This is a genomic window from Bradyrhizobium sp. CCBAU 11434, assembly GCF_028128895.1.
GTDB classification, from domain to species: domain Bacteria; phylum Pseudomonadota; class Alphaproteobacteria; order Rhizobiales; family Xanthobacteraceae; genus Bradyrhizobium; species Bradyrhizobium zhengyangense.
On the sequence record NZ_LBJX01000100.1, the window covers coordinates 88,547 to 113,307 of the forward strand.

The 24,761-nt window shown below is 63.4% G+C and carries 21 protein-coding genes and 1 pseudogene; 13 read left to right on the forward strand and 9 right to left on the reverse strand.

Translation table 11 applies throughout. The features are described from left to right. Positions 1-11 precede the first annotated feature (11 nt). Genes XI06_RS32880 through cyoD form a run of 4 tightly spaced genes read left to right on the forward strand, consistent with a single transcriptional unit; the run spans position 12 to position 3,856 of the window. Complete coding sequence (locus XI06_RS32880) at positions 12-845, forward strand: cytochrome ubiquinol oxidase subunit II (protein ID WP_237863540.1); 834 nt, start codon at positions 12-14, stop codon at positions 843-845. Next, complete coding sequence (cyoB, locus tag XI06_RS32885) at positions 835-2,835, forward strand: cytochrome o ubiquinol oxidase subunit I (protein WP_237863541.1); 2,001 nt, start codon at positions 835-837, stop codon at positions 2,833-2,835. The genes XI06_RS32880 and cyoB overlap by 11 nt, the downstream gene beginning before the upstream one ends. Then, on the forward strand, positions 2,835-3,476 hold the full coding sequence (locus tag XI06_RS32890) for a cytochrome (ubi)quinol oxidase subunit III (protein WP_237863542.1): 642 nt from the start codon (positions 2,835-2,837) through the stop codon (positions 3,474-3,476). The genes cyoB and XI06_RS32890 overlap by 1 nt, the downstream gene beginning before the upstream one ends. Next, entirely contained in the window at positions 3,473-3,856 is a 384-nt protein-coding gene (gene cyoD, locus XI06_RS32895) for a cytochrome o ubiquinol oxidase subunit IV (protein WP_237863543.1), read from the forward strand. The genes XI06_RS32890 and cyoD overlap by 4 nt, the downstream gene beginning before the upstream one ends. Positions 3,857-4,071: 215 nt before the next feature. Here cyoD and XI06_RS32900 read toward each other — a convergent pair whose 3' ends face one another. After that, positions 4,072-4,860: a thermonuclease family protein gene (locus XI06_RS32900; RefSeq protein ID WP_271607281.1), complete on the reverse strand. Its 789-nt coding sequence runs from the start codon at positions 4,858-4,860 to the stop codon at positions 4,072-4,074. Between the two features lie 200 nt (positions 4,861-5,060). On the opposite strand from XI06_RS32900, the pseudogene XI06_RS32910 reads away from it, so the two are divergent. From XI06_RS32910 to XI06_RS32925, 4 genes and pseudogenes are all read left to right on the forward strand, one after another. Next, positions 5,061-6,659 (forward strand): annotated as a pseudogene (locus XI06_RS32910) (GMC family oxidoreductase). A gap of 7 nt (positions 6,660-6,666) precedes the next feature. Then, positions 6,667-7,116: a hypothetical protein gene (locus tag XI06_RS32915; RefSeq protein ID WP_237889515.1), complete on the forward strand. Its 450-nt coding sequence runs from the start codon at positions 6,667-6,669 to the stop codon at positions 7,114-7,116. A 91-nt stretch (positions 7,117-7,207) separates the two neighbouring features. After that, a complete protein-coding gene (locus XI06_RS32920) occupies positions 7,208-8,227 on the forward strand; it encodes a S1C family serine protease (protein WP_271607284.1) in 1,020 nt (339 codons plus the stop codon). Between the two features lie 58 nt (positions 8,228-8,285). Next, positions 8,286-10,010: an FAD-dependent oxidoreductase gene (locus XI06_RS32925; protein WP_271607285.1), complete on the forward strand. Its 1,725-nt coding sequence runs from the start codon at positions 8,286-8,288 to the stop codon at positions 10,008-10,010. A 73-nt stretch (positions 10,011-10,083) separates the two neighbouring features. Here XI06_RS32925 and XI06_RS32930 read toward each other — a convergent pair whose 3' ends face one another. Next, on the reverse strand, positions 10,084-13,560 hold the full coding sequence (locus XI06_RS32930) for an indolepyruvate ferredoxin oxidoreductase family protein (RefSeq protein ID WP_271607286.1): 3,477 nt from the start codon (positions 13,558-13,560) through the stop codon (positions 10,084-10,086). A 162-nt stretch (positions 13,561-13,722) separates the two neighbouring features. Between XI06_RS32930 and XI06_RS32935 the strand changes: the two genes are divergently transcribed. From XI06_RS32935 to XI06_RS32945, 3 genes are all read left to right on the forward strand, one after another. Continuing rightward, a complete protein-coding gene (locus XI06_RS32935) occupies positions 13,723-14,676 on the forward strand; it encodes a hypothetical protein (RefSeq protein WP_271607287.1) in 954 nt (317 codons plus the stop codon). A 259-nt stretch (positions 14,677-14,935) separates the two neighbouring features. Next, positions 14,936-15,625, forward strand: a complete 690-nt coding sequence (locus tag XI06_RS32940) for a cysteine hydrolase family protein (protein ID WP_194463565.1) — start codon at positions 14,936-14,938, stop codon at positions 15,623-15,625. 19 nt (positions 15,626-15,644) lie between these two features. After that, a complete protein-coding gene (locus XI06_RS32945) occupies positions 15,645-17,312 on the forward strand; it encodes a regulator (protein ID WP_271607288.1) in 1,668 nt (555 codons plus the stop codon). Positions 17,313-17,442: 130 nt separating this feature from the next. On the opposite strand, the gene XI06_RS32950 is transcribed toward XI06_RS32945, so the two are convergent. Further along, on the reverse strand, positions 17,443-17,994 hold the full coding sequence (locus tag XI06_RS32950) for a TetR/AcrR family transcriptional regulator (RefSeq protein ID WP_237863553.1): 552 nt from the start codon (positions 17,992-17,994) through the stop codon (positions 17,443-17,445). 36 nt (positions 17,995-18,030) lie between these two features. Here XI06_RS32950 and XI06_RS32955 point away from each other — a divergent pair, with 36 nt between their 5' ends. Together XI06_RS32955 and XI06_RS32960 are read left to right on the forward strand one after the other, a co-directional pair. Continuing rightward, the gene (locus tag XI06_RS32955; RefSeq protein ID WP_237863554.1) at positions 18,031-18,966 is read left to right on the forward strand and encodes an oxidoreductase; all 936 of its coding nucleotides are present in this window, start codon (positions 18,031-18,033) and stop codon (positions 18,964-18,966) included. A gap of 46 nt (positions 18,967-19,012) precedes the next feature. Then, a complete protein-coding gene (locus tag XI06_RS32960) occupies positions 19,013-20,017 on the forward strand; it encodes an NADP-dependent oxidoreductase (RefSeq protein WP_237863555.1) in 1,005 nt (334 codons plus the stop codon). Between the two features lie 25 nt (positions 20,018-20,042). On the opposite strand, the gene XI06_RS32965 is transcribed toward XI06_RS32960, so the two are convergent. The 6 genes from XI06_RS32965 to XI06_RS32990 all read right to left on the reverse strand — a co-directional run bounded on the left by XI06_RS32965 (position 20,043) and on the right by XI06_RS32990 (position 24,760). After that, positions 20,043-20,864: a carbohydrate ABC transporter permease gene (locus tag XI06_RS32965; RefSeq protein WP_271607289.1), complete on the reverse strand. Its 822-nt coding sequence runs from the start codon at positions 20,862-20,864 to the stop codon at positions 20,043-20,045. Beyond that, complete coding sequence (locus XI06_RS32970) at positions 20,861-21,799, reverse strand: carbohydrate ABC transporter permease (RefSeq protein WP_237863557.1); 939 nt, start codon at positions 21,797-21,799, stop codon at positions 20,861-20,863. The genes XI06_RS32965 and XI06_RS32970 overlap by 4 nt, the downstream gene beginning before the upstream one ends. Further along, entirely contained in the window at positions 21,796-23,121 is a 1,326-nt protein-coding gene (locus tag XI06_RS32975) for an ABC transporter substrate-binding protein (protein ID WP_237863558.1), read from the reverse strand. Before XI06_RS32975 ends, XI06_RS32970 begins: the two co-directional genes overlap by 4 nt. Positions 23,122-23,199: 78 nt before the next feature. Next, complete coding sequence (gene soxA / locus XI06_RS32980; protein ID WP_237863559.1) at positions 23,200-23,979, reverse strand: sulfur oxidation c-type cytochrome SoxA; 780 nt, start codon at positions 23,977-23,979, stop codon at positions 23,200-23,202. Then, positions 23,976-24,293, reverse strand: coding sequence for a thiosulfate oxidation carrier complex protein SoxZ (soxZ, locus tag XI06_RS32985; RefSeq protein ID WP_237863560.1), 318 nt, complete (start codon positions 24,291-24,293; stop codon positions 23,976-23,978). The genes soxA and soxZ overlap by 4 nt, the downstream gene beginning before the upstream one ends. Next, on the reverse strand, positions 24,293-24,760 hold the full coding sequence (locus XI06_RS32990) for a SoxY-related AACIE arm protein (RefSeq protein WP_271607290.1): 468 nt from the start codon (positions 24,758-24,760) through the stop codon (positions 24,293-24,295). Before XI06_RS32990 ends, soxZ begins: the two co-directional genes overlap by 1 nt. Position 24,761 lies beyond the last annotated feature (1 nt).

A 24,761-nucleotide genomic window follows, 5' to 3' on the forward strand; every position in this document is an offset into this window, starting at 1 on the left:
GTGGCTTGCCGATGAATCTGCTCGATCCACAAGGGCCGGTGGCTGCCGCCAACAGCACCATCCTGGTCGATTCCGTCTTCATCATGCTCGCGATCGTGGTGCCAACCATTTTCGCGATCCTCGCTTTTGCGTTCTGGTTTCGCGCCTCCAACACGAAAGCACGCTTTCAGCCTGACTTCGTCTATTCCGGCCGCGTCGAGATGGTGGTGTGGGCGATCCCCGCGCTAACGGTCATCCTGCTCGGCGGCGTCGCCTGGATCGGCTCGCACCAGCTCGATCCGAGAGCGCCCGTGCCAGGCACCGGCAGCCCGGTGCGCATTCAGGCAGTGTCGCTCGACTGGAAGTGGCTTTTCATCTATCCGGACCAGCGGATCGCCACCGTCAACACGTTGACAGTACCCGCAGGCGCTGAGCTCAATTTCCAGCTGACATCGTCGAGCGTGATGAACGTGTTCTTCATCCCGCAGCTCGGCAGCATGATCTACACCATGAACGGCATGGTGACGAGGTTGAACCTGCGTGCTGACAATGAGGGCAAGCTGCAAGGCCTCTCGGCACATTTTTCCGGCGATGGCTTTCCGGACATGATGTTCGACGTCAACGTGATCTCGCCGCTCGCCTTCCCTGATTGGGTGGCGGGCACGGCGAAAAGCGATGCCGTGCTGAACGAGGACAGCTACAAGAAGCTGATGCAGCAGGGCATCGAGAAGGGTAGGCCGACCTATCGGCTGGACGATCCCCGCCTGTTCGACCTGATAGCAACCCAGCACATTCCGCCGGGACCGGGGCCGGAGCTCCTCTCCGATGCCGGCCGTCCCCACAGTGGAGGCGTTGATGCTCGGTAAGCTCGACTGGTCGGCCATTCCGTTCGATCAGCCGATTCCGCTGATAGCGGGTGGCGTGGTGCTGGTTGCGATCCTCGCCGTGCTGATCTGGGTCGTCGTGAAAGGGCATCTGTCCTATCTCTGGCACGAATGGATCACCAGCGTCGATCACAAGCGCATTGGCGTGATGTACATCCTGCTGGCCTCGGTGATGCTGCTGCGCGGCGGCAGCGATGCCATCATGATGCGGGTCCAGCAGGCGATCGCCTATCAATCGCAAGGCTATCTGCCGCCGGAGCACTACAACCAGATCTTTTCTGCGCATGGCACCATCATGATCTTCTTCGTGGCGATGCCGTTCGTGATCGGACTGATGAATTTGGTGGTGCCACTTCAGCTCGGCGTGCGCGACGTCGCGTTTCCGACGCTCAATTCGGTCGGCTTCTGGCTCACCGCGACAGGTGCCTTGCTGGTCAATCTCTCGCTCGTGATCGGTGAGTTCGCCCGCACCGGCTGGCTTGCCTTTCCACCGCTCTCGGAGCTGTCTTACTCGCCTGGAGTAGGTGTCGATTATTACGCCTGGTCGCTCCAGATATCAGGCGTCGGCACGCTGGTGGCAGGCATCAACCTTGTCACGACAGTGCTGAAGCTGCGGACCAAGGGCATGAACTATCTGCGCATGCCGATGTTCTGCTGGACCACGCTCGCTTCGAACCTCCTCATCGTCGCGGCGTTCCCGATCCTCACCGCGACGCTGGCGATGCTGCTGCTCGACCGTTACCTCGGCTTCCATTTCTTCACCAACGAGGCCGGCGGCAACGTCATGATGTTCATGAACCTGATCTGGGCCTGGGGGCATCCGGAGGTCTACATCCTCGTGCTGCCGGCCTTCGGCATCTTCTCCGAGGTGGTCTCGACCTTCTCCGGCAAGGCGCTATTCGGCTATCGCTCCATGGTGCTGGCCACCATGGCGATCTGCGTCATCTCCTTCATGGTCTGGCTGCATCACTTCTTTACGATGGGCGCAGGCCCCGACGTCAACGCCATCTTCGGCATCGCGAGCATGATCATCGCGGTGCCGACGGGCGTGAAGATCTACAACTGGCTGTTCACGATGTATGGCGGTCGCATCCGTTTTGCGACGCCGATGCTGTGGGCGGTCGGCTTCATGGTCACCTTCATCATCGGCGGATTGACCGGCGTTCTGGTCGCGGTGCCGCCGGCGGATTTCATGCTCCACAACAGCATGTTCCTGGTCGCCCACTTCCACAACGTGATCATCGGCGGCGTGCTGTTCGGCGCCTTTGCCGGCTTCGAATACTGGTTTCCGAAGGCCTTCGGCTTTCGGCTTGACGAGCGCTGGGGCAAGCGGGCGTTCTGGTTTACCTTCCTCGGCTTCTACATCACCTTCGTGCCGCTCTATGTTGCCGGCATGCTCGGCATGACGCGGCGCTTGCAGCATTATGACGTCGCGGCGTGGCGGCCGTGGATGATCGTGGCAGCAATCGGCATGGCCGTGCTGTCGATCGGCGTGATCTGCCAGATCATGCAGCTCGTCGTCAGCATCCGTAATCGCGAGGCCTTGCGCGACCGCACCGGCGACCCCTGGGACGGCCGGTCGCTGGAATGGGCGACCTCCTCGCCGCCGCCGGTGTTCAACTTCGCCTTCCATCCTGATGTCCGCGGCGAGGACGCCTATTGGGACATGAAGATCGCGGCCCAGCAGCAATCGCTCGAACACGAAGTGCCCGAATATCACGACATCGAGATGCCCAGGAACTCGCCGACCGGCTTCGTCTGCGCGTTTTTCGCCGCGATCATGGGCTTTGCGTTGATCTGGCACATCTGGTGGATGGTGATTTTGGGCGGCATTGGCGCCTTCGCGACCTTCGTCGTGTTCGCCTGGCGCGACCATGACGAATACGTCATCCCGGCCGCGGAGGTCGCCGCGATCGACCGCGCCAATCTCGAGGAACGGCGCAACCTTGTCAGCATGGCGGGGGCAATCTGATGTCGATGACCGCGACCGTCGGCCGCGCGCATGCCGATCCTCATCACATCGGTGTTGTCATCGAGCATCGCGGGCCCGCGCCGAAGCGGATCGTGACCGCCTATGGCTTCTGGGTGTTCCTGCTCTCCGACATCGTGATGTTCTCCTGCTTTTTTGCGGCCTACGCCGTGCTGGTCAGCCAGACCGCCGACGGTCCGAAGGGCTCGGAGATTTTCGAGCAGCGCAACGTCGCGATCGAAACCGTCTGCCTGCTGCTGTCGAGTTTCACGTGCGGTATGGCCAGCATCGCCGCCGACGTGCGCAACCGGTTCTGGTTCTATCTCGGCATGGCCGTAACTTGCGTGCTGGGGCTGATCTTCCTCGCCATCGAGTTGAGGGAGTTCGCCGATCTCGTCTCCCGCGGCTATGGCCCGTCGCGCAGCGCCTTCCTGAGCGCGTTCTTCTCACTGGTCGGCTGCCACGGCCTGCATGTCTCGGCAGGCGTGCTTTGGCTGCTCACCATGATGGCACAGGTCTTTGCCAAGGGCTTTCGCGCCGATGTGCTGCGCCGGATGATGTGCTTTGCGCTGTTCTGGCACGCGCTCGACATCATTTGGGTTGGAGTCTTTTCCGTGGTCTACTTGCTTGGGAGTGGCGTATGAGCGATCAGACGCACATCGAACATGACCTCGCGCCGGGCGAAGAAGAGCAGCACAGCGTCGGTGAGCGCATCGTCGGCTACGTCGTCGGCCTGGGTCTCGCGCTGCTGCTCACCGCGACCTCGTTCTTCATCGCCGGCACGGATCTGGTCTGGCAGCCTTCGATCCCCGTCGCGCTGATCGTGCTCGCGATCGCGCAGATGGGCGTGCACCTCGTCTTCTTCCTGCACATCACCACGGGACCCGACAACACCAACAACGTGCTGGCGCTGGCCTTCGGGCTGCTGGTCGTTTTCCTGGTGGTCGGTGGCACCGTCTGGATCATGGCGCATCTCAACCAGAACATGCCGCCGATGGATCAGTTCATCCGGATGCACAGCTAGCGCTGCACAAAAAAGAAGAGCCGCTTGTTATGACAAGCGGCCCAAGTCTAGGGAGGAAACGCCCGAGCAAGGACAATCCGATGAGGATCGTCTGCCAAGGAAACGCCCGCGCAAAGCGCTTGCGTACACATATAGGTGCGGCAACTCCCGATTCAGTTCAATTCCGGATCAATACGGTCTCGGACTACTACTCACGGGTGCGTGAACCAAAATGTTCACTTTGGCCGGCGGCAGTTGTACGCCTTGCGGAAGCCGGAGGCCTGGGCGTCGTCCTCCGAGCAGAACCAGCGGTCCGGCTTGGTCGTTGCGGCATAGCTCGGGCAGCCCCTCAAGTGATAAATGCCGATATTGCCGGTGACGCGGGCGCGCACCGCGAGCTTACCTTTGATGGTGCAGCTCGGCGGCGCCGTCAGCTCCTCCGGAAACAGCACCGCCCGAATCTCCTTGTCGCGGTCGGGGCGGCAGGCGGCGCCCAGCAGGGAGCCGTCCTTCTTGCCGGTACGGAATTCTTGCGGTGCAACAAAGCAGCCCTTCCAGATGCCTGATGACGCCGTCTTCGCCTCGGCGGCCGCCGGCTTGACATTGGCCTTGAGAGGCTCGCGCGCGATGGCGAAGCCCAGCCTGACGAGTTGCTCGTTCAATGATACCTTCTCGCCCTCGACCGTGCAGATCGCGCGGTGGCGCTTGCCGAAATTCTTCTCGGGACCGACGTCGTCACAGCGCACCGGCTTGCCGCCGATCAGCTTGGCGAGCTGGTCGCGGGCCTCGATGCCGCAGGTCCAGGGATCGGCGTGGTCGTCGATGCAGACCTGGTCCAACTCGGGCGCGTCGACGCCATCGAGCCGGTAGGTGATGTCGCCAAGCTGGATCGAATTGGCATCCCGGACCGTCGCGGCCGCAGTCAGCGCGGTGGCAGGACTGGAGGTCCCCAAAAATCCGGAAAGAGCGAGAAATAAAACAAGCGCGAAGGCGCGGGCAGCGGCCAATGAATATTCGAAGGACATAATTTCTCGCTATCGATTGCTCTTGCTCCTCGTTCCTAGCATCCGGCAGACGCGAGACCAATGGTCTGCGCTGTGCGAAGTGCGACATTCGCCAGCCAGCCTTTACTCGCCGGCCGGTCTGCCCCTATCGTTTGATGGCCTTGTGAGCCGTGATGGCCGAATCGCCCGGGAAGTGGCGAGGGCGGGAGGAAGACTTTTCGATGAAAGACCCCGTGGACGTCCTGATCATCGGCGCTGGCGCTTCAGGCGCGGCAGTGGCGTGGTCGTTGGCCGAGACCAAGATGCACATTCTCTGCCTGGAGCAGGGCGGCTGGATGAACCCGGCGGAATATCCGAGCACGGGCCGGGACTGGGAGGCCAGGTTCTTCGGCGAGTGGTCGTCGAGCCCCAATATCCGCGGCCGGCCCGAGGACTATCCTGTTAACGACGACAATTCCCCGATCAAGGTCGTGAATTATAACGCGGTCGGGGGCTCGACGGTGATGTACACCGCGCACTGGCCGCGGCTGCATCCTTCCGATTTCAAGGTGAAGACGCTCGACGGTGTCGCTGACGACTGGCCGATCGACTAGGATGCGCTGACACCGTTCTTCGAAGAGAACGACCGCATGATGGGCACGTCTGGCCTGTCAGGCGATCCGCTGTCGCCGCTGACGCATCCGCCGATGCCCCAGCAGCCGATGGGCCTGTCTGGCGCCATCGTCGCCAAGGCCATGAACAAGCTCGGCTGGCACTGGTGGCCGTCGGATACGACGGTCGCGACCATGGACTATGAGGGGCGGGCGCGCTGCATCAATCTCGGCCATTGCACGCCCGCCTGCGCACAAGGCGCAAAATCCTCGACCGACATCACCTATTGGCCGCATGCGGTTCGGGCCGGCGTCGAGCTGCGCACGCATTGCCGGGTGCGCGAGATCACGACCGACGAGAACGGCATGGCCACGGGCGTGGTGTATTACGACAAGGACGGCATCGAGCAGTTCCAGCCCGCGCATGTCGTGATCATCGCCTGCAACGGCGTGGGCACGCCGCGGCTGCTGCTCAACTCCAAATCCGACCGCTTCCCGAACGGCCTTGCCAATTCGTCGGGCCTTGTCGGCAAGAATTTGATGTTCCACCCCTATGCGCAGATCTACGGCTATGTGAAGGAGCCGACCGACTCTAATCGCGCGCCGCCGACCTGTCTGTGGAGCAAGGAGTGGTACGACACCGACCTGTCGCGCGGCTTCGTGCGCGGCTATGGCGTCCAGTTCGTGCGTGGCGCCGGGCCGGTGTTCGAGGCTGTGGTCAGCGAGCAGAAGGGCATTCTGCCCTGGGGTGAAGATCACCACCGCGTCTTCCGCAAGCTCAACGGCCATCGGCTTGGCTTCTCCGCGATCTGCGAGGACCTGCCGGAGCAGCACAACCAGGTCACGCTCGATCCCGTGCTGAAGGACAGCCACGGCATTCCCGCCCCGAGGATCGACTACACGATCTCCGAGAACAGCCGGAAGATGATGGACCATGCGCTCGCCCGCGGTCGCGAGGTTCTGGAGATGGCGGGCGCCACCGACATCTGCGTCAACTCCCCGATCCCATGGGGCGGCTGGCATCTGCTTGGCACCGCGCGGATGGGCACAGACCCCCAGCGCTCCGTCGTCAACGAATGGGGCCGCACGCACGACGTCAAGAACCTCTTCATCGTCGACGGCAGCATCTTCGTCACCTCGGGTGGCGTGAACCCGACCTCCACAATCCAGGCCCTCGCGCTCTACATCGCCGACCAGATGAAGCAGCGTCTCGCCAACCTGTTCGACTGAGGCCGACATGTCCGAAAGTCTTCAACTCACGCGCGCTCAACGCGACGACCTCCGCACCATCGCCGCGATGATCGTGCCCGCCAGCGACGAATACAAGGTGCCCGGCGCTGACGACGCTGCGATCCAGGCAGATATACTCGCGACGCTCGGCCGCGACACCAAGATGGTGACGGCGGCGCTGGACCATCTGGCGCGCCTGGCCGGTGGGTCGCTCGCCGAGCTCGACGCGACGAAGCGCGATGCCGTGGCGCAGGAGTTTCGCAAGAAAGGCGGCGCGGCCGCGGCAACGCTCGTGCGCGTTGTGCTGCAATGCTACTACCGCGACGACCGCGTGCTGCGCTCGCTCGGGCTGGAGTTGCGTGCACCGTTTCCCAAGGGCTACGTGCTCCCGGATGGCGACTGGTCGCTGCTCGATCCGGTCAAAGCCAGGGGCGGCACGTTGCGGCGCGCGCCCTAGCCATCTGGGCAGTCCAGCCTTGCACCCCGGGCGTGCACCTTGCGCCCGATGGAACAGGCCACCATCTGTGTGAGCCTCAAGGACTTTTGCCATGCTGGATTTCACTTCAGATATCGTCGATGACGCACCGTCATCGCGAACGACAGAATCTGCTCCGGTCGATGACCGGGCCCTGCTGGACGCCTATTCCAACGCTTTGATCGATGTGACCGACCGCGTCGGTCCCGCCGTCGTGCGCGTCGAGACCGGACCAAAGACGCCGAACGGCCGCGAGCGCGGCGGGCTCGGCTCCGGCATCGTGATCTCGCCTGACGGCCTCGTACTTACCAACAGCCACGTGGTCGGCTCGGCCAAGGAGATCCGGCTGCGGGACGTCGAAGGTCATGTTGGCGATGCGCGCGTGCTGGGCGTCGATCCCGATACGGATCTCGCGCTCCTGCGCGCCAACGGCGTGCGCGACTTGCCCTATGCCGCGCTTGGCAATTCCAAAACGCTGCGGCGCGGCCAGCTCGTGATCGCGATCGGCAACCCGCTCGGTTTCGAATCGACCGTCACCGCCGGCGTGGTTTCTGCGCTCGGGCGCTCGATCCGCTCGGTCAGCGGCCGGACCATTGAGGACGTGATCCAGACCGATGCCGCGCTCAATCCCGGCAATTCGGGCGGGCCGCTGGTGTCGTCGAATGCCGAGGTGATCGGCATCAACACGGCTATCATCAATGGTGCGCAGGGCATCTGCTTTGCGGTTGCGAGCAACACGGCGCAATTCGTACTGTCGGAGATCATCCGCCACGGCTATGTCCGCCGCGCCTTTATCGGTGTTGCCGGGCAGACCGCGCCGGTCCCGCGGCGGCATGCGGTGCTGGCCGGCGTCGAGAACAAGATGGGCGCGCTCTTGATGCAGATCGAGCAGGACGGCCCGGCGGCGAAGGCGGGGCTGTTGCCCGGCGACGTCGTCATCAAGCTGGACGGTGTCGAGATCAACGGCGTGGATGATCTGATCCGCGTGCTCGACCGCGACCGGATCGGCCGGCGGCTCGCCATGGACGTGTTGCGGCTCGGCCGGCTGCGGGCGATCGATATCGATCCCATCGAGCGGAAACCGGCCCGCTAGCTGCGGGACGGCAGGCGGGGTATGACGGTGTCATGCCTCCCCTCCGGACTCCTGCCGCATGATGCCGGCGCATGAGACCTACGACGTCATTGTCATCGGCGCTGGCGCCGGCGGTATGACAGCTGCGGCCGTCGCTGCCGCCGAAGGTCTGCGCGTGCTGGTGATCGAGAAGACCGCTTTCGTTGGCGGCACGACCGCGTGGTCCGGAGGCATGGTCTGGATCCCCGCCAATGCCAAGATGAAAGAGGCGGGGCTCTCCGACAGCATCACGGATGCGGTCCGGTATCTGTCGAGCACCGTGCCCGAACCTGCCAACGCGGGCTTGCGCGCGGCATTTCTTGCGCGTGGGCCGGAAGCGATCGCCTATCTCGAAAGCAACACGGAAGTTCGCCTTCAGCCAGTGAAGGCCTATCCGGACTATTATCCGGAGCGGCTGGGCGCGACATCAGGCGGGCGCGTGCTGGAGCCGGTCGCGTTCGACGGCACGCGGCTGGGCCAAGCTTTCGCGCGGCTGCGCGCGCCGCTGCCGGAATTCACGCTGTTCGGCGGGATGATGGTCAACCGGCTCGACATCCCGCATCTGCGCCGTGTCGGAAAATCGCTGCGCTCGACTTTGCGCGCGGCACGGTTGGTCTCCGGATATGCGCTGCAACGACTGCGCAGCCCGCGCGGAACGACGCTGCATCTCGGCAATGCGCTCGCTGCTCGGCTCTATGCCTCGCTGCTGGCGCGGCAGGTCGAGATTCTCTTCAGTGCCGATGTCGAGGATTTGTTGATGCAAGGCGATCGCGTCGGTGGCGTCGTGATTCGCCATGGCTCGCGCGACCGCTTGATCGCCGCGAGGCGCGGCGTCGTGCTTGCAACCGGCGGCTTTTCGCATGATGCGGTCTTGCGCAAACGCTTTTTCCCGCCCTCGGCTGGATTTGTCTCGGCCACCAACATAGCGGGCACGGGCGATGGGCTTCGGCTTGCGGCGACGGCCAATGCGGCGCTGAATACGGACGCGACAAGCCCGGCCTATTGGGTACCGGCCTCGCTGTTCCGCCGCACCGACGGCAGCCGCGGCGTGTTCCCGCACACTGTGACTGACCGCGCGAAGCCCGGCGTCATCGCCGTGAATGGCGCGGGCCGGCGCTTCGTCAACGAGGCGCTCTCTTACCATGAGTTCGTGCTCGCGATGCTGCGCGATGCCAATGGCGAACCGGACCGGCCGTTCTATCTGGTCTGCGACCGGCCGTTCCTGTGGAGCTACGGTCTCGGTCGCATCAAGCCGTTCACGCGCAGTGTGCGCTGCTATGTGGCGAGCGGTGAATTGATCGAGGCTCCCGATATCTCAGAGCTTGCGGCCAAGATCGGCATCAAGCCGGCCCTGCTTACCGCGACGATCGCGGCTTACAACGATGGTGCAAAGGAAGGCCGCGACCCTGAATTCGGTCGTGGCAGCACCATCTACCAGCGCCACCTCGGCGACGCCGCTCATAAGCCCAACCCCTGCGTTGCGCCTATTCATTGTGCGCCCTTCTTCGCCATGCGCATCTATCCGGCCGATCTCGGCACCGCAATCGGCATGAACGTCGATGCGCAGGCGCGCGTGCTGCGCGAGGACGGCATGCCGGTTGCGGGGCTTTATGCCTGTGGCAACGACATGGGCTCGATCATGAACGGGAATTATCCCGGTCCGGGCATCACGCTCGGGCCGGCGCTGACGTTCGGGTATATCGCGGGGCGGCATCTGGCGGAGGGGGCGGCGAATACGCCGAGCGCCGAGAAGGCGGCTGTCTGAAGGCGCATTCGTGACATCCGCGTCATTGCTTCGTCGCTCCTCGCAATGACGTGGAGAGAGTGTGCTCTAACCTCTACTCCGCCGCCGCAGCAAATCGGCTGTTCTCCAGCTCCGCCTCTAGCCGCGCCTTCTCCGCTGCCGCCAGCTTGATGTTGGCCTCCTTGACGTGGCCGAAGCCGCGGATGGTTTCCGGTACACGCGCTAGTCTCGTCAGAAGCGGGATCTGCTCCGCTTTCAGTCCGGGCATCTGCTGATCGATCATGCCGAGATAATCCGCGACCAGCTTCCGCTCGGTCCGGCGCTCTTCGGAGCGGCCGAACAGATCAAAAGCGCCGCCGCGCAGGAATTTCAGCTTCGCCAGCACGCGAAAGGCGTGGATCATCCAGCCGCCGAATTCCTGCTTCTGAAGCCGTCCCGTCGACTTGTCGCGCTTGGTGAAGATCGGCGGTGCGAGGTGGTACTTCAGTGTGAAGTTGCCGTCGAACTTTTCCGACACCTTCCTGGCAAAGCTGCCATCGGTATAGAGCCGCGCGACCTCGTACTCGTCCTTGTAGGACATCAGCTTGAACAGGTTCTTTGCCACGGCCTCGGTCAGCTCCGTGGAGGCGGGCGAGGCGGCAGCTTCCGCCTTGCGCACTTTGGCCACAGCTGCGAGGTAGCGGTCCGCGTACGCCTTATCCTGATAGCTGGTCAGGAATTCGGCACGGGTTGCGATGATATCGTCAAGCGATTTGGTCGGCGCGGACGCCCGGTTCTTGAATTGAAGCACGCTACGCACGCGCGACATGTCGTGAGCGGCGAGGCGGCCCCAGGTGAAGGCGAGCTTGTTCATCTCGATCGCGGCGCCGTTGATCTCGATGGCGCGCAGCAGGGCCTCCAACGACAGGGGGATCGACCCCTTCTGGAAGGCGAACCCCAGCATGAAGGGATTGGTTGCGATGCTGTCGCCCATTAGCGCGCCGGCAATGCCTGTCGCGTCGATGATGTCGAGATTCTTGTCGCCGACCGCATCGCGCAGCACGGTCTGCATCGTGCCCATCTCGAAATCGATATCGGGGTTCTGCACGAAGCTCGCGGTCGGCTGCAGGTCGGCGTTGATATAGGCCTTGGTCACGCCACGCTCGGCGCGGCTCAGCGCCGCCGGGCCGGCCGAGACGATCATGTCGCAACCGAGGATGACGTCGGCGCCGCCGGTGGTAATGCGGACCGCCGAGATGTCTTCCGGCTTCGGTGCGATGCGGACATGGCTCATCACCGCGCCGTTCTTCTGCGAAAGGCCGGTGAAATCGAGCGCCGAGCAGCCGCGGCCGTCGACATGGGCGGCCATGCCGAGCAGCGCGCCGATGGTGATGACGCCGGTGCCGCCAATGCCGGTGACGAGGATGTTGTAGGGTCCATCAAGCTCACGCGCGGACGGCAGCGGCAGGTCGGCGAACAATTGGCCGGAGTCCACCGCCGAGGTCTTCATCCGCTTCAGCGAACCACCGTGCACGGTGACAAAGCTCGGGCAGAAGCCCTCGACGCAGGAAAAGTCCTTGTTGCAGTTGGACTGGTCGATCTGGCGCTTGCGGCCGAACTCGGTCTCGAGCGGCTGCACCGAGACGCAGTTGGACGCCTGCGAGCAATCGCCGCAACCTTCGCAGACCAGCTCGTTGATGAAGGCGCGCTTGGCGGGATCGGGATAGAGCCCGCGCTTGCGGCGGCGGCGTTTTTCGGCGGCGCAGGTCTGGTCGTAGATCACGACCGTGAGCCCCTTGATATCGCGCAGCTCGCGCTGCACAGCATCGAGCTCGCGGCGGTGATGAATCGTCGCGCCCTGCGGGAAGTAGTTGCCCTCAGGGTATTTGCTCGGATCGTCCGAGACGATCGCAAGCCGCTTGACGCCCTCGGCCCAGACCTGGTGCGCGATCTGCGCGACATTGAAGGCACCTTCGGCCGGCTGGCCGCCGGTCATCGCGACGGCGTCGTTGTAGAGGATCTTGTAGGTGATGTTGATGCCGGCCGCCGATGCTGCGCGGAGCGCCAGCAAGCCGGAGTGCGTATAGGTGCCGTCGCCAAGATTCTGGAAGATGTGCTTTTCGGTGGTGAAGGGCGACTGGCCGATCCAGTTCACGCCCTCGGCGCCCATATGAGAGATCAGGTCGGTACGGCGAGTGGGCATGCTCAGGGCCATGCCGTGGCAGCCGATACCAGCCATGGCGCGGCTGCCTTCGGGCACGCGCGTCGAGGTATTGTGCGGGCAGCCCGAGCAGAAGAACGGCGTGCGCGCGAGTTTGATCTGCGTTGTGGTCGTCACAGGATTGTCGAAGGCCTCAAGCCGGGCAAGGCGCTGCTCCAGCACCGGGCTGTGATGGCCGAGCTTGCGCAAGCGTGCCACCAGCGCCCCCGCGACGATGGTCGGCGTCAACTCGCCCTCGCTCGGCAGCAACGGTGCACCGCTCTCGTCGCGCTTGCCGGTGACGGTCGGGCGCCTCGACCCATCAATGTTGTAGAGGATGCGCATCAACTGGTCTTCGATGAAGCCGCGCTTCTCTTCGACCACCAGCACGTCCTGCAGGCCCTCGGCAAAGCGCCTCGCGCCGCTTTCCTCCAGCGGCCAGGTCAGCGCGACCTTGTAGATGCGCAAGCCCAGATCCTGGGCGTCCTTGTCGGTGATGCCGAGGTCGGCCAGCGCCTGGCGCAGATCGAGATAGGCCTTGCCGGTCGCGACGATGCCGAGCCTTGCGGGCTTGGAATCGAGCACGATGCGATCGAGCCGGTTGGCGCGGGCGAAGGCCTGCACTGCGGCCATCTTCGGCCCGAACAGGCGCCGCTCGGCCTCCAGCGGCGGATCGGGCCAGCGGATGTTGAGGCCGCCGGGCGGCATCTCGAAATCATCGGGAAGGACGATCTTGATGCGTGCGGGATCGCTGTCGATCGAGGCGGAGCTCTCGACCGTCTCGCTGATCGCCTTGAAGCCGACCCAGCATCCGGAGAAACGCGACAGCGCAAAACCGTAGAGGCCGAGATCGAGATAGTCCTGGAGCGTGGCGGGATTGATCACGGGAATCATTGCCGCCGCGAACACCTGCTCGCTCTGATGCGCCAGCGTCGAGGACTGGCAGCCATGGTCGTCGCCGGCGAGCGCGAGCACGCCACCATTGAGCGAGGTGCCGGCGGCATTGGCATGCTTGAGCGCATCGACCGAGCGGTCGACGCCCGGACCCTTGCCGTACCAGATGCCGAACACGCCATCGACCTTGGCGCCGGGAAACAGGCCGACCTGCTGGCTGCCCCAGACCGCGGTCGCCGCCAGATCCTCGTTCAGGCCGGGGACGAAGGCGATGTCGTGCTGCTGAAGGTGCGACTTCGCGCGCCACAGCGCGTGGTCGTACATGCCGAGCGGGGAACCGCGATAGCCCGAGATGAAGCCGCCGGTGTTGAGTCCCTCGAGCCGGTCACGTTCGCGCTGCAACATGGGCAAGCGGACCAGGGCCTGAGTGCCGGACAGGAAGATCCGCTTCGATTCGAGCCGGTATTTATCGTCCAGCTCGACCTGCAACAGCGCCATTTTAGGAGTCCTCGTCGTCGCATAAGGTGGGAATTTTGCGCCGCGGAAAGATCGGCGACTTGCGAAGCGGATGCCGCAGTCAAAGGCATGGAGCACCGAAGTCAATATCGCTGGCCGCATCCGTGGCGGGCCTGCTAGTCATGGCTGCCTGTGGAGGAGCCCATGACCGCGAACGCGTTCAATACCGACATCACCGAAACCGCCGAGGTCCTGATCGGGCCGTGGCGTCAGCCGCGCCAGATGCTGCACGCGCAGGTTTACGATGCGCATGCCTCCATCCACGACGATGCCACCGCTCAGAAGCTTGGCTTCAGGGGCGGCACCATCGAGGGCCCCACGCATTTCAGCCAGTTCGCGCCGCTCGGCGCGCGGCTGTGGGGCCAGGCGTGGTTCGAGAGCGGCTGTCTCTCCGCACATTATCGCAACGCCTGCTTCGAAGGCGAGGACGTGCAGGCGATCCTGTCGAAGCCGTTGCCCGGAACGAGCCAGTGCCAGATCCAGATGGTGAAGCGCGACGGCACCGAGGTATTGCGCGGCACCGCCTCGGTCGGCGATGCGCAAGTCGCGACGGCGCTCGAGACGCGCCTGACCGAGCTCAAGCCACTCACCGATCCTGTCATCCTGCGCGACGTGAAGGTGGCGCAGACGAGCAGGCGGCAGCCGGTGCGGATGGCGTTCGACCAGAACATGGGCGACCTCTATCCGTTTTCCCTCAGGCAGAAGCTCGCAGTCATCACCGAAAACTCGCCTTACTATTCCAGCGCCGACAATCCGTGGCGGAAGGCGATCATCCCGATGGAGATGCTGAGCGTGCTGTTCCAGTACCGCTCCAAGGACGATCCGCTGCCGGCGAAGGGACCGGCCGTCGGCCTGTTCGCCGACCAGGAGATCCGGCTGATGAAGGGGCCGCTCTTCGTTGACGAGGAGTACGAAGTCGAGCGCGAGGTCGTCGCACTGTCCGGCAGCCGACGCACCGAGAGCGCCTGGGTCAAGACGCGAGCGTTCGACAAGGCTGGCGCGGTGGTTGCGACCATGCTCCTCAACATGGCGACGCTGAAGGACTCTTATGCGCCCTATGAGGAGGAGTATCGGTGGCTGTATGGAGCGGGGCGGTAGTCTCTCTGTCCGTCATTCCGGGGCGCGACAAAGTCGCGAGCCCGGAATGACGGGCGGAGAGTGCGCGACCAACGCTCATCCTCTAGGCAAATGCACCTCGCAAAGCCGTCGCACAGGGAATAAGCAGTCCTCGATCTCGGGCGTAACCTTCTGAGTACGCATCGATTTTCGTTGCGCCTCGTACGTCACTGCAATTGTACACAATGGCACGGCGCTTGCAGAACTCCCCGCAAAGAGAGTTCTCGCGGGGGCCTGCGTCATGTTGAACTCAACCAAGCCGACATTGGGCGTCATCAGCGCCGAGCCCGAGCCAATCAAGCTCGATTGGTCGTCGACCGCGCTTGTGATCATCGACATGCAGCGCGACTTCATGGAGCCCGGCGGTTTCGGCGAGACGCTTGGCAACGACGTCAGCCAACTCGCGCGTGCGGTGAAGCCGATCGGCGCGGTGCTGAAGGCCGCACGCGACACCGGCATGCTGGTGATCCATACCCGCGAAGGGCATCTGCCTGATCTGTCCGATGCGCCGCCGGCGAAAGTCGAGCGCGGCGCGCCGTCCTTGCGTATCGGCGATCCCGGCCCGATGGGCCGCATCCTCATTCGCGGTGAAGCTGGTCACGACATCATTCCCGAGCTTTATCCGCTCGACAGCGAGGTCGTGATCGACAAGCCCGGCAAGGGCGCGTTCTACGCCACCGAGCTCACCGATGTGCTGGAGAAATACGGCATCGAGAATTTGCTCGTGTGCGGCGTCACCACTGAGGTGTGTGTCAACACCACCGTGCGCGAGGCCAACGACCGCGGCTATCGCTGCGTCGTCATCTCGGACGGCTGCGCATCCTACTTCCCCGAGTTTCACGAGATGGGCCTGAAGATGATCAAGGCCCAGGGCGGCATCTTCGGCTGGGTCGCAACCTCAGCCGCGGTCTTGGAGGCAATGAAGGTTTAGACCACACAGGGGTATTCTCATGAGCACATTGACGGGGACGGCCGGCAAGTCTGCAAGCAATACGTCCGACTTCAAACCGGCGCTATGGACATCGGGCGACTGGAACGCGTTTTTCGGCTTCGGCACCAACATCCTCGTCAACATGCTGGTGCTCACGGGCCTGCTTCGCTTCGTGTTGAAGATGCCTGACAGTCTCGTGTTCGGCCGCATCCTGCCCGCGCTCGGGCTGATGATGTGCCTGTCGACCTTCTACTACGCCTTTCTCGCCTATCGTCTCGCGCAAAAGACCGGCCGCAGCGATGTCTGCGCGCTGCCGTCGGGCGTCAGCGTGCCGCACATGTTTATCGTCACTTTCGTGATCATGCTGCCGATCACGCTGAAGACGGGCGATCCGCTCAAGGGCTGGTCCGCGGGCCTCGTCTGGGTGTTCTTCCAGAGCTTCATCCTGATGATCGGCGGCTTCATCGCGCCGTTCATCCGCAAGATCACACCGCGCGCGGCGCTGCTTGGCACGCTCGCGGGTGTCTCCATCACCTTCATCTCGATGCGGCCTGCGCTCGAGATGTACATGACGCCTCAGATCGGCCTCGTCTGCTTTGCCATCATCCTGGTGAGCTGGTTCGGCGGCGTGAAGTATCCGAAGGGGATTCCCGCGGGTCTCGTCGCCATCGCGGCCGGCATGATCATCGCATGGGGCTCGAATCTGTTCGGGCTTGGCCTCGGCGGATTGAGCCTCAAAGGCGTCAGCGCCGCCTTCTCCAATTTCGGCTTCTCGGTGCCGCTTCCCGCCGTGGGCTACGTCTTCTCAGGCTTCGAATATCTCGGCGTCATCCTGGTTACCGCCATTCCGTTCGGCATCTATGACCTCGTCGAGGCCATGGACAATGTCGAGAGCGCGGAGGCTGCCGGCGACGAATATCCGACCACGCGCGTGCTGACCGCCGACGGCGTCGTCAGCCTGATCGGCTGCCTGATGGGCAATCCTTTCATCAACGCCGTCTACATCGGCCATCCCGGTTGGAAGGCGATGGGTGGTCGCATCGGCTACTCGGCGGCGACCGGCATCATGGTGGTTGTGCTGGCTTGGTTCGGCATCATCTCGGTGCTGCTGGCGCTCGTGCCCGTGGTCGCGATCTCGCCGATCCTGCTGTATATCGGCATGCTGATCGGCGCGCAGGCGTTCCAGACCACGCCGGTCAAGCATGCGCCCGCAATCGTGCTGGCGCTGACCCCGCATCTCGCCGCCTGGGCCAAGCTCCAGATCGACACGATGCTGGCCTCGACCATGACGGCGGCAGCGACTGTCGGCGGCATGGCGGCCGACAAAGCCGACGCAGTGAAGATTGCGGCGGTTGCCGCTCTGCCGCAGCAGGGCGTGTTTTATCACGGGCTGGAGGTGATGGGCGGCGGCTCCATCCTCGCCGGCCTCATCCTTGGTGCGATCGGCGTCTTCATCATCGAGCGTGACTTCGAAAAGGCGTCGGCCTTCGCGCTGGTCGGCGCGGTGCTGACGTACTTCGGCTTCATGCATGGCGAAGCCGTCGGCATCGGCGGCGGCTTTGGTGTCACGCCTGCCGTGGCCCTCTCCTACGCCGTGATGGCTGCCGGCCTGTTCGCGGCCAGCAAGCTCGGCGCCAGCGAGCACTATGCCGCGCATCCGGAGATGCACGCCGCACCGGCAGAGTAGGCTGGGCGAATAAAGTCTGCGGCCGGACGACGTCGCGTCGCCAGGCCGCATCTTTGTCTTAATCCAGCCAGTTGCTCGACTGCCGCCACCCATCATGGTGGCAGGTCTAGCCCCGCACTGCGCCGCGCGATCAAACGCCTATCTGGTTCCTGGTCGCGCGAAGAATATCGTCCGACAGCTTGGGATCATTCACGGCCCGGGCCAGCACGAGTGCCCCGACCAGGGAGGCGGCCGTCGCGAGGGCCTTCTCCTCGCGCTGCCGCGGCTTCAGCGTCGAGGTCATTCGACCGCTCAGCAGCCCGATCATGCCACGTACTCCGGCTGTGAAACGGTCTCTCACGCCACCGCTTTGTCGAGCCATCTCACAAGACAGGGCCGCGAAGGGGCAACCGCTTCCCGGTTCGTCGCGATGCCCCGCTGAGAGGTATTCGGAAACGTAGTCGCCGAGCGCAAATTCGTCGGGCACTTCTCGCCCTTTGGCGACGATGGCGTGGGCCACCGCTTCTTCGACGAGTCGTTCCTTGGAGCCGAATTGACTGTACATGCTGCCGTGGGTCATCCCCGCAGCATCGGCCAGCGCGTCCACACCCATGCCGGAGATGCCGCGCTCCCGCATGAGGCGGGAAGCGGCCTCGAGAATACGCTCGCGATTCTTCGCCGCCTGTTCCTTTGAAACGCGCATGTCGCAGATCCTTGGTCCCGGGTCTTGACAATTATAATGGCGATCGTCATGTATATCAATAATTACGATCGTAATCAAAGTGGTTCGAAGCTGGCACCCTCACAGGAGAAGCTCGTGAATACGACCAACACTGGAATAGCGCTTGTTACCGGCGCCTCATCAGGCATCGGCGAAGCCACGGCGGAGCGGCTCGCGAAAGCCGGCTACAAGGTCTACGGCACCAGCAGACGAGGCGCGCAGGCCGGCAGGCGATCGTTCGAGATGCTGGTCCTCGACGTGACCAGCGATGAATCCGCCAAAGCCGCCGTCAGTAATGTCATACGGTGCGATGGCCGCATCGATCTGCTCGTGAACAACGCCGGCTTCGGTGTTGCCCCTGCCGGCGCGGAAGAGAGCTCGATCGATCAGGCCCGATCGATTTTCGAGACGAACTTCTTTGGACTGATCCGGATGACACAGGCCGTCCTGCCCCACATGCGGCGGCAGGGGAATGGTCGCATCATCAATATCGGCTCCGTTCTCGGCTTTCTGCCGATGCCCTACGGCGCGCTCTATGCCGCCACCAAACACGCCGTGGAAGGCTATTCGGAATCGCTCGACCATGAGCTGCGCACGAGAGGCATCCGGGTCTCGGTCATCGAGCCCGCGTACACCAAGACGCCGTTCGACGCGAACTTCATGGAGCCGGATGCCAAGCTCGACGAGTATCGCGAGGCGCGTGCGCACGTCACCAAACGGGTGAACGAGGTTATGACGACGGCTGAGGACCCAAGCGTGGTGGCCGACACCGTTCTGAAAGCGGCCAGCGCGGCGCATCCGAAAGTCCGGTACGCGGCCGGCAAGCTCGCCAACCGCCTGCGGTTGCTTCGCAGATTTGCGCCGGCTGGACTGGTCGACGCCGGGATTCGAAAGGACCTGCGGCTCGATGCGGCAACTGCATTGCAGCCTGCCCGCACCGCCCGAGCCTTCTGACGGCATGCGGCCGGCGCAAGCACCCGAAAACCGGACATCAGCAACCATGAGAGCACTCGTCTTCAAGCGTTATGGTAGACCGGACCAGGTTACGTTCGTTGATACGCCTCGGCCGTCGCCGAAGCCGAACGAGATTCTCGTCCAGGTCCATGCGGCTGGTTTGAACCCTATCGACAACATGATTCCGAAAGGAACCTTCAAGCCGATCCTTCGCTTTCAGCTTCCGGCCACGCTGGGCAGCGATTTGGCCGGTGTCGTGGTGGAGGTCGGAAGTCGCGTCACCCGCTTCAAGCCGGGTGATGCCGTCTTCGCCAGCATCTTCGACCTGAGCGGCTCGGGTGCTCTCGCTGAGTTTGCGACGGTGCCCGAGGACGCGGCCGCGCTCAAACCGGCAAATCTGGACTTCGTGCAGGCGGCCTCGATACCGATGGTTGGACTGACGTCGTGGCAGGCGCTCAAGGTCCGCGCACGGCTCCAACCCGGCCAAAAGGTATTCATTCCGGCAGGCGCGGGCGGCATTGGTACGTTTGCGATCCAGCTGGCGAAATATCTCGGCGCGAAGGTCGGGACGACGACGAGTACCGGAAATGTGGATCTGGTCCGGAGCCTCGGAGCCCACGAGGTGGTCGACTACAAGAAGCAGCAATTCGAGGATGTGCTGCGCGGCTACGATGCTGTGCTGGGCACAGTCAGGGGCGACGCACTCGAGAAGTCGCTTCGGATATTGAAACCCGGGAGCGCAATCGTCTCACTCATTGGGCCACCCGACGCTGCGTTCGCTCGCGCCCGCGGCATGAATTTCTTCATGGTGCTGCTGTTCGGGTTGCTGAGCCGCAAGATCCTGCGGCGTGCCAAGGCAAGCCGCGCTGCGTATTCCTTCCTGTTCGTACACCCGGACGGCAGTCTACTCGCAGAGCTCGGTAAGCTTATCGAGGCCGGGCACATCCGGCCGGTGATCGACAAGGTCTTTCCGTTCGCGCAGGCAAAGGAGGCGCTGGCGTATCTCGAGACGGGCCGAGCCAAGGGAAAGGTCGTCGTCCGGATCAGCTAAAGGCGTCGACAGGGATGAGCAGCGATCATCCGCCCTTCACGGCCCCCGCCGTCAGCCCTGCCACGATCTGCCGCTGCGCGAATACCGTAAGCAGCAGCACCGGCAGCGTCACGACCAACGCAGCTGCGGCGAGCGGGCCCCAACTCAACTGGTCGAACGAGATCATGTTGTAGACGGCGACGGGCAGGGTGCGGGTCTCGCGCCCCGCCAGCACGATGCCGAACACAAAATTATTCCAGGAGAAGATCACCGCGAGAATGAAGGCGACCGCGATGCCGGGCTTGGCGATCGGCAGCGCGACGTGGCGGAATACCTGCCAGCGGCCTGCACCGTCGATGAGGGCGGCTTCTTCCAGCTCCAGCGGCGTGGTCTCGAAATAGCCGATCATGATCCAGATCACGATCGGCACCGTCACCACGAGATGGATGATGATCTGCGGCACCAGCGTGCCGAGCAGGCCGAGCCACTGGAACAGCAGGAACAACGGGATCAGATAGGACAGGCCGGGCGTGATGCGGGCGATCAGGATCACGATCGCCGATTTGTGCGCGGCCATCCGCGCGATGCCGTAGCCGGCGGGGACGCCGACCATCAGCGCCAGTACCGCGCTGCCTGTCACGATCAGGCTGTTGAAGAAATAGGTGACGAAGCGGTTGGAGGCGAGCACGTCGGCGTAGTTCTTCCAGGCGAAATGCTCTGGGATGAACACCGGCGGGTAGGCGGCGTTGTCGACCTCGAATTTGAGCGAGAGCGACAGCATCCAGAGGAAGAACAGGATCGCCGGCGACACGATGACGAGCACCGCGAACCACAGGCCGATCTTGCCGATGATTTGCTTCGGGGTCATGCGTCGCTCGCGATTTCGGTCCACAGCATGCGCTGGCGGGCGTAGAGCATCACCGCCGCAAGCAGGACAATCAGCAGGAAGAACACGACTGCGATCGCCGAGCCGTAGCCGAGGTCGTAATAAACGAAGGCGACGCTGTAGAGGTAGAGGTTGATGGTCTCCGACGCTGATCCCGGTCCGCCCTGCGTGATCGCGAAGATGACGTCAAAGCTCTTCACCGCGTCGATCATGCGGATCATGCCGGCGATGAACAGGAACGGCATGATCAGCGGCAGGGTGATGAACCGGAACACCTGCCACAGGCTGGCGCCGTCGATCTGCGCGCTCTCGTAGGGTTCGGTCGGGATCGCAGCGAGCCCGCCGAGCACGATCAACATCACCAGCGGTGTCCATTGCCAGGTCTCGACCAGCACCAGCGAGGGAATCACCGTTGCCGGATGAAACACCCAGAGCTGCGCAGGGATGCCGACCAGTGACAGCAAATAGTTGAGCACGCCGAGTTGCGGGTGGAACATCATGGTCCAGACCAGCGCGATTGCCACCGGCGTTGCCATCATCGGCATGATGAAGATGCCGCGCAGGAAGCCGCGGCCGGCGAATTTCTGGTGAAAAACCACGGCCGCAAATGTGCCGAACACGAGCGGCAGCACCACGGACAGCACGGTGTAGACCAGCGTGTGTCCGATCGCCTCGATGAAGCGCGGATCGCCGGTCAGGCGCAAATAGTTGGAGAATCCGACGAAGGTGGTCGGCGAGCCGACCTTCCACTCGTTCAGGCTCATCCAGATGGTGAACACCCACGGGAAGATGATGATCGCGAGGACGACGACCAGCGCCGGCACCACGAACGGCCAATAGGACGGCGGCCGCAGCTCCTTCTCCGGCGCGGCATCAGACTGTGCCGCGCGCGGAGTCGATTGTGTCAACGCACTCACGCCTTTTCGCTACGCTCCAGGATCGGCCGGAACTGATCGTGGGCTTTCTTCAGCTCTGCCGCGGGATCGGAGCCGGCCAGGGTCGAGGTGATAGCGGCGCCGACGAGATCGCGGAATTCGGCGACCGGGATGATCACCGGCAGGCCGAGCTTGCTGATCTTGGCGGAATCAATCACCGACTGCAGCCACTCCTTGGGCATCTTCACGCCCTTCTGGACCTCAGCATCGTTCAGGATCGAGTTGCGGAACGGCACGCCGCCACCGGCCTGCAAGAGCCGCGCACCCTGCTGCTTCGAGACGATCCACTGGCAGAGCAGATAGGCGGCTTCCTTGTTCTTGCTCGCGGCGGCGACACCGATACCGTCGCCATAGGTCGCCGAATATTGCCCCTTCGGACCGGCCGGCACGACGGTGTAGCCGACCTTGCCGACGACGCGCGAGGCAGCCGGATCCTCCAGCGGCGGCGCCCAGCCGACGCCGTCGATCCACATCGCCGATTTGCCTTGCGTGAACGAGGCCATCGACTCCATCCAGTTGAAGCCGGCGACGCCGGGCGGAGCCACTTTCGTCAGCAGAGTCTGGTAGAGCTTGGTCGCTGCGACGGCTTCGGGACCGTCAGTCAGAATGTTGCCCTTGGCGTCGAGGAATTCGCCGCCATAATCGAGGAAGAAGTTCGTCCACAACGTCATATTGGCGTTGCGCAGGCCCCGCCCGACGAAGCCATAGGTGCCGTCCTTCGCATCAGTGAGCTTTTCGGCGGCGGCAACCATCTCGTCCAGCGTTTTGGGCACTGCGACGCCCTTCTTCTGGAACAGCTCCTTGTTGTAGTAGAGGATGAAATAGTCGACCGACCACGGCAGGGACAGCATCTGACCCTTGTCGTTCTTGCAGTACTGCAGACCTGCGGCCGAGAAATCGCTCTCGACGAGGTCGGGCGCGGTCAGCGTCGGGTCCTTCATGTAGGGCGTGAGGTCGGCGAGCCAGCCGGCTTTCTCGAACTGCCGCTTCTGCACATGATAGCTGAGATGGACAACGTCGAAACTCGGCCGGCCCGAGGTGAGCTCGATGACGCATTTCTGCCGCTGCTGCTGCTCGGGGATTTGCTCGGATTCGACCTGGATGCCGGTGAGGTCGGTGAATTCCTTGACGTATTTTTGCAGGTTGTCGCCGCGCGGCCCCTTGGCGAGGATCACCTCCAGCTTGGTACCTGCATATTTCTTCCAATTCACCTCGGCGCGCGCCGGAAGCCCGGTGAGGCTGAGTGCGCCCGCCGCAGCGGTGCCCGTCAGCAGCGTACGGCGCGAGATTTTATGGTCAGCCACTTTAGTCCCTCCCTCTGATTCAATTCTTTGGGGGGATACTAGCGACCGTTCCACGCCTGCCTAGCCCTAATTTATGCGTTACGGTCGCACCGCCGGCGTTTCCATCGGCATTCCGCGGGCCCGCGACATCAGGTAGAGTTCGAGCGCGACCAATTCGGGCGCGCCATACTCATAGGCTTGGGCGCGGACGCCGGTCATGCAGCTGCGCAAGCGCCGCTCCAGGGATCCCAGCGTCTGCCATTCCAGCCGATAGAGCGGATAGCCGGTCGGCTGCCCTTGCGTGATCGGCGAGCCTGCAAGGTGCTTGTCAAAGTTGTCGTCATGGCAATTGGTGCAGGCCAGGTTGAGTTGTCCCTCGCGCTGCATGAAGAGGCTGCGCCCCTGTTCGACGAAAGCAATAAGTTGTGGATCATCGCCTGTGGTGATCGCAACGCCGCGCGACTGATGAGCAACGAAGGCGGACAGCGCCAGGATGTCGTGGCCCTCGTAAGGCAGTGAGCTCGCCTGCTGATGATTGGCACGGCAAAGGTTGATGCGCTGGTCGAGGGTGACGGGGCGCCCCAGCGTCCGGTCGAACGCCGGATAGCGCGCCGCGACGCCCTTCATACTGCTTCGCGCATCGCCGTGACAGTCGGCGCACGCCTTGTCGGCGCTGCCGACCTTCCTACCCCATAAGGCCTCGCCATCCAGCACGAACAGCATGCCCGGATTGGAGGTGTCGTCATCCTGCATGGCGCGCGTATCAGGACTCATGAAGGAATAGCCGGAGCGGCGCGCATCGGGCGGGATCTCACCGGCCAGAAGGGCAGAGGTCGTGGCGGCAAGCGCCGCCACCGCTATCGCGCGCCAGAAAATCATTCGACCGTGATCGATGCCGATGCCCTGGACGAGTAGCCGTTGTCGCCGATCCATTCGAACTCGAGCTTGCCGCTCTCCTTGGCGATCGTGAAGAAGGACAAGTACGGGTTGGCGGCGATCGCCGGAAACAGATCCGCGCGAAAAATCTCGGTGCCGTTGTAGCGGCAGGTGAAGCTCGTGATGATGTCGCGCGGCACCAGCGCGCCATCCATGGTGCGGCGAAAACCGGTTTCCATGATGTGTGAGGTCAGCGTGCGGATCTCGATGATGTCGCCGCGTTTGGCTTTTGAGGGGACGTTGATGAGCGCGGCCATCAATTCACCTCCTCGGTGCAGGCGGCGAGCGTCACGACAATATCCGCGGCGACCTGCCAGAAACTATCGTCGGAGAGGCGGGCGATTGCGACCACTTTCTGGGTGTCGGCAAGCCGGATCCGCGTCGAGACCTGCGCGCGTCCGGAGGACGGGTTCAGGTAGAAATTTCCGATGTTGGGCTGAGGGTTCTTCTCGTTGAAGACGTGGATGCTCTTCACGTAGTCGTCCGCGGTCATCGCGCTCGCGACGCTGACCGTCATCGGCACCGTGTTGCCGTTCTCGACCAGCGGCGGAATGTCGAGCTTGACCTTGCCGGTGTGAATGGGGACCTCGCCGACGAGGTTCCGGATCGCAGTGTTGAGCATCGCGGGCGTCGCTTTGAGCGGCCGCAGCGTGACGACCGGGATCGTCCCGGCGACTGTGACGCCTCCGGCCAAGCTCAAGAATTGTCGTCGCGTCGTCCGCATC

What these genes read in the sequence shown, in the direction of transcription:
- XI06_RS32945 (WP_271607288.1), top strand. Translation starts at nt 15,645, where the DNA reads ATGAGCACATTGACGGGGACGGCCGGCAAGTCTGCAAGCAATACGTCC.
- XI06_RS32880 (WP_237863540.1), top strand. Translation starts at nt 12, where the DNA reads ATGAATCTGCTCGATCCACAAGGGCCGGTGGCTGCCGCCAACAGCACC.
- XI06_RS32960 (WP_237863555.1), top strand. Translation starts at nt 19,013, where the DNA reads ATGAGAGCACTCGTCTTCAAGCGTTATGGTAGACCGGACCAGGTTACG.
- XI06_RS32940 (WP_194463565.1), top strand. Translation starts at nt 14,936, where the DNA reads ATGTTGAACTCAACCAAGCCGACATTGGGCGTCATCAGCGCCGAGCCC.
- XI06_RS32990 (WP_271607290.1), bottom strand. Translation starts at nt 24,760, where the DNA reads ATGCGGACGACGCGACGACAATTCTTGAGCTTGGCCGGAGGCGTCACA.
- soxA (WP_237863559.1), bottom strand. Translation starts at nt 23,979, where the DNA reads ATGATTTTCTGGCGCGCGATAGCGGTGGCGGCGCTTGCCGCCACGACC.
- XI06_RS32920 (WP_271607284.1), top strand. Translation starts at nt 7,208, where the DNA reads ATGCTGGATTTCACTTCAGATATCGTCGATGACGCACCGTCATCGCGA.
- soxZ (WP_237863560.1), bottom strand. Translation starts at nt 24,293, where the DNA reads ATGGCCGCGCTCATCAACGTCCCCTCAAAAGCCAAACGCGGCGACATC.
- XI06_RS32965 (WP_271607289.1), bottom strand. Translation starts at nt 20,864, where the DNA reads ATGACCCCGAAGCAAATCATCGGCAAGATCGGCCTGTGGTTCGCGGTG.
- XI06_RS32925 (WP_271607285.1), top strand. Translation starts at nt 8,286, where the DNA reads ATGATGCCGGCGCATGAGACCTACGACGTCATTGTCATCGGCGCTGGC.
- XI06_RS32890 (WP_237863542.1), top strand. Translation starts at nt 2,835, where the DNA reads ATGTCGATGACCGCGACCGTCGGCCGCGCGCATGCCGATCCTCATCAC.
- XI06_RS32915 (WP_237889515.1), top strand. Translation starts at nt 6,667, where the DNA reads ATGTCCGAAAGTCTTCAACTCACGCGCGCTCAACGCGACGACCTCCGC.
- XI06_RS32935 (WP_271607287.1), top strand. Translation starts at nt 13,723, where the DNA reads ATGACCGCGAACGCGTTCAATACCGACATCACCGAAACCGCCGAGGTC.
- XI06_RS32950 (WP_237863553.1), bottom strand. Translation starts at nt 17,994, where the DNA reads ATGCGCGTTTCAAAGGAACAGGCGGCGAAGAATCGCGAGCGTATTCTC.
- XI06_RS32930 (WP_271607286.1), bottom strand. Translation starts at nt 13,560, where the DNA reads ATGGCGCTGTTGCAGGTCGAGCTGGACGATAAATACCGGCTCGAATCG.
- cyoB (WP_237863541.1), top strand. Translation starts at nt 835, where the DNA reads ATGCTCGGTAAGCTCGACTGGTCGGCCATTCCGTTCGATCAGCCGATT.
- XI06_RS32955 (WP_237863554.1), top strand. Translation starts at nt 18,031, where the DNA reads ATGGCGATCGTCATGTATATCAATAATTACGATCGTAATCAAAGTGGT.
- cyoD (WP_237863543.1), top strand. Translation starts at nt 3,473, where the DNA reads ATGAGCGATCAGACGCACATCGAACATGACCTCGCGCCGGGCGAAGAA.
- XI06_RS32900 (WP_271607281.1), bottom strand. Translation starts at nt 4,860, where the DNA reads ATGTCCTTCGAATATTCATTGGCCGCTGCCCGCGCCTTCGCGCTTGTT.